Origin of the sequence: Halobacterium sp. CBA1132 (genome assembly GCF_001485535.1) — an archaeon.
Lineage (GTDB): Archaea > Halobacteriota > Halobacteria > Halobacteriales > Halobacteriaceae > Halobacterium.
The window spans coordinates 2,512,916-2,525,719 of record NZ_BCMZ01000001.1 but is presented as its reverse complement, the minus strand read 5'-3'; the positions used below and the strand labels follow the sequence as shown (position 1 = coordinate 2,525,719).

Genomic DNA, 12,804 nt, shown 5'->3' with positions numbered 1-12,804 from the left:
TGAGGATGGGGTCGGAAGAACGAGTGAGGATGGAGTCGGAAGGGCGGGTGAGGATGGGGTCGGAAGAACGAGTGAGGATGGAGTCGGAGAATAGGATCCGAAGAACGAGTGAGGATGGAGTCGGGACTGCTCGCGGGAGCTACTCGTCTTCGGTCTCCCACGCGTCCGGCACTTCGATGACGTACTGGCCGTCCTCTTGGAGCGCGATGATGTACTCTTGGCGGTCGTACAGCTCCATGAGGTTGAGTTCGTACTGTCCGGGCGCGACGATGCGGATGGATTCGAACTGGTCGTTGAGTTCCTGCCGGAGGTCTTCGAGGCCCGGACGGTCCTCGGAGTCGTCGGGTTCCTTGACGACGCGCCCCTCGGAGGGTGCGTCTGGCAGCGAGTCGGTGTCGACGACGGAACTGCGCGCGTCCGCCTGCGCGGCGTCCTCGCTGTCGGTCGCGGTGTCCGCGTCGATGGCTTCCGAAGAGTCTGCGCCAGCCGACTCGCCCCCCGTTTCGGGTGCGTCGGGGCTGGCAGCACTGGCCTCGTCGACGGCCGCCGGTGCTTCCGATTCAGATGCAGCGGCGTCGTCCGCGGCCGCCTCCGGTTCGGATGCAGGGGCGTCGACATCGGCGTCGGCGCTGTTCGACGGTTCACCAGCGCTCGGAGTATCCGCCGCGTCGGGGGACGCGGAAGCGTCTACAGCATCAGTATCGGCGTCGGCGTCGTCGCCCGTCGTACGCGCTGCGGGGTCGGGATCGCTGGTCACGGCGTCCCGGACTTTGTTCGCCGCGCGGCCGACCGCGCCCGCGACCGACCCGCCCTCGGGTTCGGGCGGGTCCGGCGAGTCGGCGTCCGCCGGCGGGTCCGCTGGCTGGGAGTCCTCGACCTCGCCGGGGTGGTACTGGAACTTGTTCCCGCCGCAGTCGGGACACCCGGACAGCATCTCCTTGGAGCCGTCCGCGAAGACGTGCCCGCAGTTCGTACACTGGTGCGGCATTACTTGCGTGACACGAGCGCGCTGATGAGCGTCTCGTCCTTGTGGAGGGACTGAATCTGGTTCGCCGGTCCGACGACCGTGAGCTTCGACGTCGACTGCTTGCCCATCAAGCGGCCGAGCAAGCCGGTGTTGCTGGTCTCGGACTGCGGGAAGCTCTCGATTTCGATGCCGGAGAAGCCGTCCGGGTTGATTTCGCTCATCGTCACCTCGATGAGTTTCGACTCCTCGTCGGGCGTGAGGCCGGCCTCCAGAACGACGATTTTGCCGTCGCGGACGCCGTCCAGAATCATCCGAATCTTCTCCATGGACGTCTTCCCGGACATCCGTTCGGCGCTGATGAGGTCGATTTGGACGCCGTCACCGGGTCCGTCTTCGCTCGTGGTTTCAGGCATCGTGGGTCACCCGAAGTACTCCGCGATCTTCTCGTAGACCTCGTCCATGTTCTCGCCCTCCAGCGCGGAGAGCGGAATCGTCTCGTGTTGGGGGAACGCGTTCGACACGCGCTGGATGTTCGAGCCCTCGAGGTCGGTCTTGTTCGCGAGGATGAGCACCGGCAGGTCCCGGCTCTCGATGATGCCGATGAGCATCGTGTTCACCTGCGTGAACGGGTCCTCGGTGGAGTCCAGCACGTAGATGACGCCGTCGACGTCCTCGCGCAGCCAGTGCATCGCTTCCGCGACGCCCTCGGTGGCTTCGCGGGAGCGGCGCACGGCCTCGTCTTTCTCCATGTCGTGCTCGAGGAACTCCGAGTAGTCGACTTTCGTCGTCACGCCGGGCGTGTCGACGATGTCGATGTTGACGGTCTTCCCGTCGCGGTTGATTTCGACGTTCTCCTTGCGGCGCGCGCGGCGCGTCTCGTGCGGGATGTGGCTCTCCGGGCCGACCGCGTCGCCGGTCCAGTCGCGAGCGATGCGGTTCGCGAGCGTGGTCTTGCCGGCGTTCGGCGGGCCGTAAATCCCGATTCGTTTCGGTTCCGAGTCGTCGGCAAACAGGCTCGCCGACACCCGTGAGATGCTGTCTCTGAGTTCTGCGAACAGTCCCATCCTTAACCTCCATACGCACCCCGCACCTTGTATGCTTGACGCAGGATACGAACGGTTGCTGCGGTAGAACCGCCGAGTAGACTTAAACTTACGTCAGACACACCCCCGAGAGAGGAGAGTGCGCTCCACGACGGTTCGACGCGAAGGGAGGGGGTGGAATGTCAGCAGGGAACGAGGAGTGGGATGAGGGATTCGTGAGGAGTGTGGAGCAGGCCATAGTCGGCCAGGATCCGTGAGGTGTGCTAGCAGGATAGGTCGACAGGCCCCCACCCCTTCGTTTCGAGTGGAAACAGGAGACGCCGTGGGACGACCGCGACAGAACGGGAGTTTCCAGCGGGAACGTCACTAGTCCTAGACCAGACCACACTCTCAAAATCCGGTTTAGGCTATATTGCGGTTACTGTTTCTGAGTATATCACTTAGTGTTTTCTCTTCCCTAGAGCTAACTCTCGTTGTGGCCCCTCCCCCGGGGCTGTTCTGCCGTTCCACTCGAAACGAAGGGGTGGGGGGCGGACCCCTGTCCCCCATCCCAACCCCCCTGTTTCGGATGCAACTCCTTCCCACCACCCCTCAGCCACCCCTTCGATCCGCTCGTTCGCTCCCGCGAGACTCAGTGTGAGTCTGAACCACGCACCCGAAACACTCCCCTCCGCGGCGTCCATGCCGGACCTCCATGCCCGACCTCCGACCTCGTCCCCGAACACGGTCCGAGGAGTTTCCGACACTCTCCTCGACGTGGCCCGAGCGAACCCCAATCTCCGAGCTCTAATCTCCAATTTCAATCTCCAAGCGGTGGTGTCCTCCCATTCGACCATCTCGGTCACTTTCTCACTCTCGGGCTCGACACCACCGATTCAGTGTTCGATACTTCGTCATTCGCTCGACCCCATCGAAACTTATTAGTCCCTCTCGTTTCCATTAGTTCATCTGCATCAACTGGAGCGCCCGGTCACTGAACCGCCTCGAACGCCCCGTTCGCGCCGGTCTGTGGCTTCCTCTCTCCGCGCGGCGCTCTCCACACGAAACGAAGGGGCACCGCAAATCATGTCTGACGAACCGACGACGGACGGCCGACGCACCGCCGACCGGGACTTCGAGGTGGACCTCGACGACGTCCTCGAAGACGAGGACGGCGACGAGGGACTGTTCGACGACTTGCTCAGCGGCGAACCCATCTTCGAGAACAAGGAAGTGCTGCGGCCGTCGTACACGCCGCACGAACTCCCCCACCGCAAAGACCAAATCAACAACATGGCGACGATTCTCGTCGCCGCGCTGCGCGGCGAGACGCCGTCGAACATCCTCATCTACGGGAAGACTGGGACTGGGAAGACCGCGAGCGCGAAGTTCGTCAGCCAGGAACTCGAGAAGACCTCCCAGAAGTACAGCGTCCCCTGCGAGGTCGAGTACATCAACTGCGAGGTCACGGACACCCAGTACCGCGTGCTCGCGCAGCTCGCGAACACGTTCATCGAGCAGAACCGCGAGTTCATCGATCAGCGCGTCGAGGAACTGGAGGAACTCCGGGAGGCCGCTGAGGACAACCCGAGCGCCCTCGAATCCGACGACGACAACGACGACCACCTCGACTTCGACTCCGTAGAAGCCGTCGACGAGCGCATCGAAGCGCTGCTCGAAGAGAAGTCAGAAATGGACGACGTCCCGATGACTGGGTGGCCGACCGACCGCGTGTACGCGCGCTTCTTCGAGGCCGTCGACTACGTCGAGCGCGTCGCGGTCATCATGCTCGACGAAATCGACAAACTCGTCGAGAAGTCCGGCGACGACACGCTCTACAATCTCTCACGGATGAACTCCGAGTTGGAGAACTCCCGCGTCTCCATCATCGGCATCAGCAACGACCTGAAGTTCACGGACTTCCTCGACCCGCGCGTCAAATCCTCGCTGGGCGAGGAGGAAATCGTCTTCCCGCCGTACGACGCCAACCAACTCCGCGACATCCTCCAGCACCGCTCGGAGGTGGCGTTCAAGCAGGACGCGCTCTCCGAGGACGTCATTCCGCTGTGCGCGGCGTTCGCTGCCCAAGAGCACGGGGACGCACGGCGCGCGCTCGACCTCCTCCGGACCGCCGGCGAACTCGCCGAGCGCGACCAGTCTGACTCGGTCACCGAGGCGAACGTGCGGCGCGCGCAGGACAAGATCGAACTCGACCGCGTGGTCGAGGTCGTGCGCACGCTCCCCACACAGTCCAAACTCGTCCTGTACGCCATCCTCCTCCTCGAAGACAACGGCGTCCACAACGTGAACACGGGCGAGGTCTACAACATCTACAAGACGCTCTGCGACGAGTTGGACGCGGACGTGCTCACGCAGCGCCGCGTCACCGACCTCATCAGCGAACTGGACATGCTCGGCATCGTGAACGCCGTCGTCGTCTCGAAGGGCCGGTACGGCCGCACGAAGGAAATCTCGCTGTCGGTGCCCGTCGAGGAGACCGAGGCCGTCCTCGAAGCCGACTCCCGGCTCAGCGACATCGAGAACGTCACGCCGTTCGTGCAGGCGCGCTTCGACAACTGAGCGCCCGTTCCACGGTTTCCGACCCCCTTCGTTTCCCGTCCACACACGACGATAGCGCAGCGACGGCCGTCCACTCGAAACACTCTCGAACCGAGCAGCAAAAGCGGAGTCTCAGTCACGCTTCCCGCAAAAGGGGAGTCGCACGGTCGGTTCCCGCTCTCTGTTCTCAGTCGCTCGGGTACGACTCAGTGGTCGGCTCGCCGGAGTTCGTGGTGCCCACGTGCGGGACGGCGACCCGGTAGAGCGCGTACACGAGCAACACGAGCAGCGCCGCGACGACCAGCGCCGTCCGGATGTTCGGGTCGATGGTCGGCTGTGCTATCACTTCGCCGGCGTCGTTGGTCACGGGCGCCGCGCCGCGGGGCGCGCCGTCGAGCGATTCCAGCAGGCCGGTGACGACGACGCCGAGCAGCAGCAAGCCGCCGCTCAGCGCTATCGCGAGCCTGTCCGCGAGGTCGACGTCGTTGGATTGCATGTTATGTCACCTCCTAGCCGAGTAGGTACTTCAGCCGCGGGCGGTTCTGGACGAACTCGGTGCGCTCGATGAGGGCGTCGAGACCGTAGTAGCGGCCGGCCGCGAACACGATCATCGTCACGAACAACAGCATCCCCATCAGGTCGCTGTTGACGAGTCCGTGCGCGAAACTGCCGTTCCCGACGAAGAACAGGCTCATGAAGAACACGCCGAAGAACGACGCGAGGCGCACGAGCACGCCGAGCATGAGCCCGAGCCCGATGGCTGTCTCTCCGAGCGGGACGAGCGCGCCGAGGAGGTCGGGGAATCCGGCGAGGAACGTCGCGAGGGGACCGAGCGTCGTACCGCTCATTCCCTGCAGATAGCCGGCCGCCCCGAAGTTCAGTCCGCTGTCGAGGAGCTTTCCGAGCCCGGAGTGGAAGAACCACCAGCCGGTGAGCACGCGAAGCATCGCGACCCAGTACGTCGCCCACGGCCCCGAGAGTTCGAAATTGACGTCGTTCCTCAAGGGGGTAGCCGCGTCGTATGACATTCCCATCACCTCACGTGTGGAGGTAGCCGCGCGACCCGTATAACCGCGCCTCCGATTCCAGCGACGTGGAACGCGTTCCCAGAATCTGAGAACGACGTTCCCGGACTCTGAAAATCGGACGACCAGTTAACTCCCCGTACCGCCGAGAGACGGAGTGATGCGTGCTCCGCTCGGGACCGACGACGCTCCCGAACTCCAGGCCGTTCTCGACGCCTTGGACGACGAGGGATGCAGACGCATCATCGAGGCGCTCGACGAACCGATGGCGGCCAAGGACCTCTCGGAGGCGTGTGACATCCCGCTGTCGACGACCTACCGGAAACTCGAACTCCTCACTGACGCCGCGCTCTTAGAGGAGCGGGCGGTCCTCCAGCCGGACGGCCACCACACGACGGAGTACGACCTCGTCTTCGAGGAGGTCGTCATCCAACTCGACGAGGAGCGCACGCTCGACGTCGGCGTCACGCGGCCGTCGCAGTCCACGGACGAGCGCCTCGAAACGCTCTGGGCGGAGGTGAGCAAAGAGACATGACACACTACTTGACACTCGTTGCGCTGAAGACAATCACGCTCGCGCTCGGCGGTGCGGTCACGTACTTCGCGTTGAAGGCGTGGAAGCGCACCGGGTCGCCGGCGCTGCGGTCGCTCGCAATCGGTTTCGGGTTCGTGACACTCGGGTCGCTGCTGGCGGGCCTCGCCGACCAAGTGCTCGCCGTCGAGCGCACGCTCGCGGTGTTGACCGAGAGCGCACTCACGGCCGTCGGATTCGCGGTCATCGTCTACTCGCTGTACGTCGACTAGTGAATGATGCACGCGCGAAAAGACGACCCTCTCTTCCTCGCGAACCGGGACTGTCTCTCACGTCAGCGGCGTGAGCGCGACGGCCGACGCGTTCCCCGAAGTCGAATTCGTGTCCGCAGGTGACGGTTCGACTCCGCCCACCGCTTCGGTGTCGGCAGTCGCCGTGCCCGGCGTGAGAGTACCGGCAAACGTCAGCCGCACCCAGCCGAGGTACGGAACGCGATATTCGGCGGTCCCTTTCACCCACGCGGGCTTGACGGGGCTGGAGATGCCCCGCGTCTGGTCGTAGTAGTCGTTGGTCACCGAGTTGTCGCCCTTCGTGATGAAGCCGGCGTGGGGCGCGGGACAGTTCCGGAGTTCGTCGCAACTGCTGGCGTCGACGTACTCTGGGTCGGCCTTCGAGTACCAGTTCTCGCCGTCGTCCACCCAGAAGCGCGCGCGGTGTATCACCGGCGTCTCCCGCGCGTTCCCGTACGGCTTGTAGACGATGACGTCCCCGAAGCCGCCGAACTGCCGGTAGTCGTGGCCGGTGGCGTCAGCGTGAGTGACGACGCCGGTGTCGCCGGTGGCGTACTCGGGGGCGAACCGCTGTTCTTCCATCACGAACACGAGGTCGCCTTTCTCCATGTTCGGCTGCATGCTGCCGCTCTCGACGGCGACCAGCGGCGGCCAGACGCCGCTGACCGAGAACAACAGCAGGCCGACCATGGCGACGGTGAGCGCGCTGCTGGCGGCTTCGCGGACGAACATCACGGCGCCGTGGTCGGTGCGGAGGAACCAGACGAGCGCGGCCCGCGGGCCGCCGCGGGGGTCGGGCACGTCGTCGCCGTTGGTCATCTACTCGGAGTTCGCTGGTCCGGTGTTTCAACTTTCCCCTCGCGGACCGCCATGCTTTTGCTCGCGCTCGCCGTGCTGACGTGGTGTGCCACGAGAACCTCCGGTCCGGGTCGTCCGCGAGCTCACCAGCCGGGGGTACAACGCGGAGCGCGAGGCCGTGACGCTGCTCGCGCGGGCGAGCGACCCCGCTGCCGCGGTCGAGCGCGCGGTCGACGCCGCGCCCGACGACGCGCTGACGCTAACCACTGACCACGTTCGCGGGGTGCTCGACGGCGCGGCGCCGAGTACTCCTGCGGACGGGGCAGATTCCCAGGACCCGACCGCTCCCACGGATGCGGCGGAGACCTCGAACGCGTCGACCACTGCCGAGACGACTGACCGGACCGACCCGACCACCTCCACCAACAATTCGACTGGAGACTCTTCTCGCGATATTCCACAGACGGAGACATCCCCTCCAGTTGAAACAATGGGGGTGGACGAAGGGCGGAATGCGGCGGGGCGACGGGACGGCCGCGAGGCCCGCGACGACTCTCAACGAAGCGTCGAAATCGACGGTGACATCACCGGCGAGTCGACCGGAACCGGCGAGTACGCCGACTTCGTCGCGACGTTCCGCGACCGCTACGACCGCCTCTCGAAAAAGCTCCGTGGGCGTGTCAACCACCGCCCGACGGACGCCCTCGACTCGATGCCCGGCGGCAGCGAGGCCGCCGTCGTCGGCATGGTCAACGACATCCGCTCGACCGCCAGCGGCCACTGGCTCGTCGAAGTCGAGGACACGAACGGCGTCTTCCCGACGCTCGTGATGAAAGACCGCGACATCGCCGCCCACGTCGACGAACTCCTCACGGACGAAGTCATCGCCGTCGAGGGCACCATCTCCGACGACGGCGGCATCCTGTTCGCGGACGACCTCCACTTCCCGGACATTCCGCGCACGCACCGCCCGTCGACGGCGGACCGCCACGTGCAGGCCGCGCTCGTCTCCGATGTCCACGTCGGCAGCCAGGAGTTCGCCGCCGACGCGTGGAGCGCGTTCGCAGACTGGCTCCACACCGAGGAAGCCGACTCCGTGGAGTACCTCCTCATCGCTGGCGACATGGTCGAGGGCGTCGGCGTCTACCCCGACCAGGACGAGGAACTGGACATCGTCGACATCTACGACCAGTACGAGACGTTCGCCGAACATCTCAAAGACGTCCCCGGGGACATGGAGATCGTGATGATTCCCGGGAACCACGACGCCGTCCGCCTCGCGGAACCCCAGCCGGCCTTCGACGAGGAACTCAGGGACATCATGAGCGCTCACGACGCCCGGTTCACGGGCAACCCCTCCACGGTCACGCTCGAAGGCGTCGACGTGCTCATGTACCACGGCGTCTCCATCGACGAAATCATCGCCGAGTACCCCGGCGACGACATCTCCTACGACGCGCCCCACCGGGCGATGGAGCAACTCCTGAAGAAACGCCACGTCGCCCCCCAGTTCGGCGGCCGCACCCGGGTCGCCCCCGAGAAAGAGGACTTCCTCGTCATCGACGAGGCCCCGGACGTCTTCCACACCGGCCACGTCCACAAGCTCGGCGTCGGCGGCTACCACAACGTCCGAATGGTCAACTCCGGGTGCTGGCAACACCAGACGGAGTTCCAGAAGTCGGTCAACATCGACCCCGACGTCGCCACCGCGCCCATCCTCGACTTGGACACGCTTGACGTGACGGTCCGGAAGTTCTCGTAGTCGTAGTTTTCACGCCGCCTCCGCGAACGCGCGCCATCCAGAAAAACCGCCGGCTCAGACGCCGTCGACGGTCTCCCGGTAGGCTTCGACGCTGGTTTTCGCGTCCGCGATGCTCTCTCGGGCGTCGTCGTCCTCGACGGCGCTCGCGAGGTCGTCGAGCGTGTGCGTGATGCGCGCGAGGCGGCCGTGATCGGGGCCGTCATCGGCCGTCGCCAGTTCCGCAAGCGAGTCGGATTGGTCGTAGAGCCGTTCCTCCTGTTCCGCGTCGGCGGCGGCGACCGCGGCCGCCCGCAGGTGGTCGCTCGCCGCGCGTAGGTCTTCGCGTACCATACCTGGAGTGTGGGACGCGCCCGAGAAATAGGTGTGGCTACCGCGCGAACTCGCCGACCACGCTGGGGGCGTCCGCTATTCGAACGCCAGCACGCCGCGTCCCGTCCCAGCGTACAGCGTCTCCCCGACGGCGACGAGCACGTTCACGCCGTCGGTCGACTCGTCGGTCCACCGGTGCTCCCCGGTCGCCGCGTCGAGCGCGTGGAGGTTCCCGTTCCCGTTCGGACCGCCGCGCTCACCCACGAAGACCGTGCCGTCGGCGACGACGGGGGCGACGAACCACCCCGTCCGCTGGAACGACCACTGCTCGTCGCCGGAGTCGACGCTGAGCGCGTGCAGCGTCGTCGTGTCCGCGTACTGGACGCCGCCCTCGGAGTCGCCGTACCGCATCGAGACGGCGTACGCGCGCTCGCCGTCGCTCGCGATGTTCCCGGCGTTGTTCCCGAGTTCGGTCCGCCACTCCTGATCGCCGCCCGACGTCACCGCGGTGACGGTGCTGGTCGCGCCCGGCGGGCCGCCGCCGCTCCCGACCAGCGCGTAGCCGCCCGCGACCACCGGGTAGTCGGCGTCGTAGAAGCCGCGGGACGCCCACGCGCGACGCGGACCGTCGGCGAGAACCCCGCGCAGTGCGCCCCGCGGCTCGTACGCGTCGAGACCGGACTCCGCGACGAGCAGCCGGCCGCCGTCGAACCCCGCGAACGCGGCGTCGCTGGCCGACAGCCGCCACCGCGGCTCGCCCGAACCGATGTCGTACGCGGCCAGCGCGTCGTTCCAGCCGACGTACGCGGTCCGGCGGTCCACGAGCACGTCGTAGGCGTACGCGTCCCGGTTCCGCCGCCACAGCCGCTCGCCGTTCGTCGCCGCGAACGCCGCCGCTTCCCCCTCTCCGGCGGCGACTACCACGTCGCTCCCGACGGCGAGCCAGCGGCCGCCAGCGGTGCGCTCCCAGCGCGGCGTCTCGCTCCCGTACTCGAACGCGGCGACGCTGTGTTCGCTGCCGACGTAGAGATTCCCCACGCCCGCCGCGAGCGAGAACGCCTCGCCCGGAGCGTCGTACATTCTCGCCACGTCTGGGCTGTCCGTCGGCGGCGTCGCCTCCGGATTGTGACCGGTGTTCTCGTAGTCGTACCGCGGCTGCAGCCACGTCCCCGCGGGCGCCGACAGCGGCGCGGGCGACCACGCGCCGTACCGCGCCGCACCGCCCGCGAGCACGCCAGCGGTGGCTAATCCGCCGGCCTTCAGGACGTCGCGTCTGGAGGGCATACGCGCCCGCTTCGCACGGCGCTCCCAAGTGTCTGGTGACGGGTCACACGCGCTGCAGTGGTGCAGGGGCGAGCCCCTGAAGTGGCTACACGCCTACTATCAGATAATGAGCGACGCCAGCGGGCCACTTCAGCCGGACCGACCGGAGGCCGACGTGCCGTTCCGCGTGGACGCGCCGTTCGACCCCGCGGGCGACCAGCCCGACGCCATCGAGCAGCTGGTCGAGGGGTTCGAGAACGGCGCCGACGCACAGACGCTGCTCGGAGTGACGGGCTCCGGGAAGACCAACACCGTCTCGTGGGTGGCCGAGCAGCTCCAGCAGCCGACGCTGGTCATCGCGCACAACAAGACGCTCGCGGCCCAGCTCTACGAGGAACTGCGGAACCTATTCCCGGACAACGCCGTCGAGTACTTCGTCTCCTACTACAACTACTACCAGCCGGAGGCGTACGTCGAGCAGACGGACAAGTACATCGAGAAGGACGCCTCCATCAACGACGAAATCGACCGCCTGCGCCACTCCGCGACGCGCTCGCTGCTGACTCGGGACGACGTCATCGTAGTGGCGTCGGTTTCGGCCATCTACGGGCTGGGCGACCCGCACAACTACGAGGAGATGAGCCTCCGCCTCGAAGTCGGCCAGGAAATCGAGCGCGACGAACTCCTGGGGCGGCTCGTGGACCTGAACTACGAGCGCAACGACGTGGACTTCACGCAGGGCACGTTCCGCGTCCGGGGGGACACCGTGGAGGTGTTCCCGATGTACGGGCGCTATCCCGTTCGCGTGGAGTTCTGGGGCGACGAGGTCGACCGGATGGCGAAACTTGACCCGCTCGAGGGGACCGTCGAGAGCGAGGAGCCGGCCGTCCTCTTCCACCCAGCGGAGCACTACTCGGTGCCCGAGAGCGAGATGGAGGAGGCCATCGAGAAGATTCGGACGGACATGCACGAGCGCGTCCGGCACTTCGAGCGCAACGGCGACATGGTCGCCGCCCAGCGCATCGAGGAGCGCACCACGTTCGACCTCGAAATGATGGCCGAGGCGGGCTACTGCTCGGGCATCGAGAACTACTCGGTGTACCTCTCGGACCGCGAACCCGGGGACGCCCCCTACACGCTCCTCGACTACTTCCCGGACGACTTCCTCACCGTCATCGACGAGTCTCACCGAACGGTCCCCCAAATCAAGGGCCAGTACGCGGGCGACAAGTCCCGCAAAGACAGTCTGGTGGAGAACGGCTTCCGCCTCCCGACCGCCTACGACAACCGCCCGCTGACGTTCGAGGAGTTCGAGGAGAAGACCGACAAGACGCTGTACGTCTCCGCGACGCCCGGCGACTACGAGCGCGAGCAGTCCGCGCAGGTCGTCGAGCAGATTGTCCGCCCGACGCACCTCGTCGACCCCGAAATCGACATCGCCGACGCCACGGGCCAGGTCGAGGACCTGATGGACCGCATCGACGCCCGCGTCGCCGACGACGAGCGCGTGCTCGTGACGACGCTCACCAAGCGCATGGCCGAGGACCTCACCGAGTACCTCGAAGAGGCGGGCGTCGCCGTCGAGTACATGCACGACGAGACGGACACGCTCGAACGCCACGAACTCGTGCGCGGCCTGCGTCTCGGCGAGTACGACGTACTCGTCGGCATCAACCTCCTGCGGGAGGGACTGGACATCCCCGAGGTGAGCCTCGTGGCGATTCTGGACGCCGACCAAGAGGGGTTCCTTCGCTCGGAGACCAGCCTCGTGCAGACGATGGGGCGGGCTGCCCGCAACGTCAACGGCGAGGTCGTGTTGTACGCCGACGAGCGCACGGACGCGATGCGGGACGCCATCGAGGAGACCCAGCGCCGCCGCCGCATCCAGCGCGAGTTCAACGACGAGCACGGCACGACGCCGACGACCATCGACAAGGAGGTCGGCGACATGAACCTCCCCGGAGCGGAGACGGACACGTCCGACGTCGCGGGCGACGGCCCCAGCGACGAGCAGGAGGCCGCTGTGCTCGTCGAGGACTTACAGGAGCGCATGGACGACGCCGCGAGCAACCTCGAGTTCGAACTCGCGGCGGACATCCGCGACCGCATCCGCGAACTCCGCGAGGAGTACGACCTCGACGGCGGCGACCCCGAAGACGAGGGCGTCGCGCCCGAACCCGGCGAGTGGTAGGCGGACCGCTTCGCACCCCCGCCTGACGGGCCAGCGAGTACGCGTTTCTCTCGCGTACGCGAACCTTTTTCCGTCACTGGCCGGAT

Annotated in this window: 13 protein-coding genes; 5 read left to right on the top strand and 8 right to left on the bottom strand. The window is 66.3% G+C overall.

What is annotated here, in order from left to right; translation table 11 throughout:
- Window positions 1-139: 139 nt before the first annotated feature.
- From AVZ66_RS13265 to AVZ66_RS13255, 3 genes are read right to left on the bottom strand one after another with little or no spacing between them, the layout of a single operon-like run.
- Window positions 140-988: a Zn-ribbon containing protein gene (locus AVZ66_RS13265; protein WP_058984548.1), complete on the bottom strand. Its 849-nt coding sequence runs from the start codon at window positions 986-988 to the stop codon at window positions 140-142.
- Complete coding sequence (locus AVZ66_RS13260; RefSeq protein ID WP_058984547.1) at window positions 988-1,380, bottom strand: DUF2073 domain-containing protein; 393 nt, start codon at window positions 1,378-1,380, stop codon at window positions 988-990. Before AVZ66_RS13260 ends, AVZ66_RS13265 begins: the two co-directional genes overlap by 1 nt.
- A 6-nt stretch (window positions 1,381-1,386) precedes the next feature.
- Window positions 1,387-2,031, bottom strand: coding sequence for an Era-like GTP-binding protein (locus AVZ66_RS13255; RefSeq protein ID WP_058984546.1), 645 nt, complete (start codon window positions 2,029-2,031; stop codon window positions 1,387-1,389).
- A gap of 1,044 nt (window positions 2,032-3,075) precedes the next feature.
- Here AVZ66_RS13255 and AVZ66_RS13250 point away from each other — a divergent pair.
- On the top strand, window positions 3,076-4,569 hold the full coding sequence (locus tag AVZ66_RS13250; protein ID WP_058984545.1) for a Cdc6/Cdc18 family protein: 1,494 nt from the start codon (window positions 3,076-3,078) through the stop codon (window positions 4,567-4,569).
- 166 nt (window positions 4,570-4,735) lie between these two features.
- Here AVZ66_RS13250 and AVZ66_RS13245 read toward each other — a convergent pair whose 3' ends face one another.
- The gene (locus tag AVZ66_RS13245; RefSeq protein WP_058984544.1) at window positions 4,736-5,044 is read right to left on the bottom strand and encodes a hypothetical protein; all 309 of its coding nucleotides are present in this window, start codon (window positions 5,042-5,044) and stop codon (window positions 4,736-4,738) included.
- A gap of 13 nt (window positions 5,045-5,057) precedes the next feature.
- On the bottom strand, window positions 5,058-5,576 hold the full coding sequence (locus tag AVZ66_RS13240; protein ID WP_058984720.1) for a DoxX family protein: 519 nt from the start codon (window positions 5,574-5,576) through the stop codon (window positions 5,058-5,060).
- A 157-nt stretch (window positions 5,577-5,733) separates the two neighbouring features.
- On the opposite strand from AVZ66_RS13240, the gene AVZ66_RS13235 reads away from it, so the two are divergent.
- The gene (locus tag AVZ66_RS13235) at window positions 5,734-6,108 is read left to right on the top strand and encodes a helix-turn-helix domain-containing protein (protein WP_082678850.1); all 375 of its coding nucleotides are present in this window, start codon (window positions 5,734-5,736) and stop codon (window positions 6,106-6,108) included.
- A complete protein-coding gene (locus tag AVZ66_RS13230) occupies window positions 6,105-6,377 on the top strand; it encodes a hypothetical protein (protein WP_058984542.1) in 273 nt (90 codons plus the stop codon). Before AVZ66_RS13235 ends, AVZ66_RS13230 begins: the two co-directional genes overlap by 4 nt.
- 57 nt (window positions 6,378-6,434) lie before the next feature.
- On the opposite strand, the gene AVZ66_RS13225 is transcribed toward AVZ66_RS13230, so the two are convergent.
- Entirely contained in the window at window positions 6,435-7,214 is a 780-nt protein-coding gene (locus tag AVZ66_RS13225; RefSeq protein ID WP_082678849.1) for a S26 family signal peptidase, read from the bottom strand.
- Between the two features lie 85 nt (window positions 7,215-7,299).
- Between AVZ66_RS13225 and AVZ66_RS13220 the strand changes: the two genes are divergently transcribed.
- A complete protein-coding gene (locus AVZ66_RS13220; RefSeq protein ID WP_058984541.1) occupies window positions 7,300-8,955 on the top strand; it encodes a DNA-directed DNA polymerase II small subunit in 1,656 nt (551 codons plus the stop codon).
- Between the two features lie 54 nt (window positions 8,956-9,009).
- On the opposite strand, the gene AVZ66_RS13215 is transcribed toward AVZ66_RS13220, so the two are convergent.
- Window positions 9,010-9,285, bottom strand: coding sequence for a hypothetical protein (locus tag AVZ66_RS13215; protein ID WP_058984540.1), 276 nt, complete (start codon window positions 9,283-9,285; stop codon window positions 9,010-9,012).
- Window positions 9,286-9,360: 75 nt separating this feature from the next.
- The gene (locus tag AVZ66_RS13210) at window positions 9,361-10,548 is read right to left on the bottom strand and encodes a PQQ-binding-like beta-propeller repeat protein (RefSeq protein ID WP_082678848.1); all 1,188 of its coding nucleotides are present in this window, start codon (window positions 10,546-10,548) and stop codon (window positions 9,361-9,363) included.
- A gap of 106 nt (window positions 10,549-10,654) precedes the next feature.
- On the opposite strand from AVZ66_RS13210, the gene uvrB reads away from it, so the two are divergent.
- On the top strand, window positions 10,655-12,718 hold the full coding sequence (gene uvrB / locus AVZ66_RS13205; protein WP_058984538.1) for an excinuclease ABC subunit UvrB: 2,064 nt from the start codon (window positions 10,655-10,657) through the stop codon (window positions 12,716-12,718).
- Window positions 12,719-12,804 lie beyond the last annotated feature (86 nt).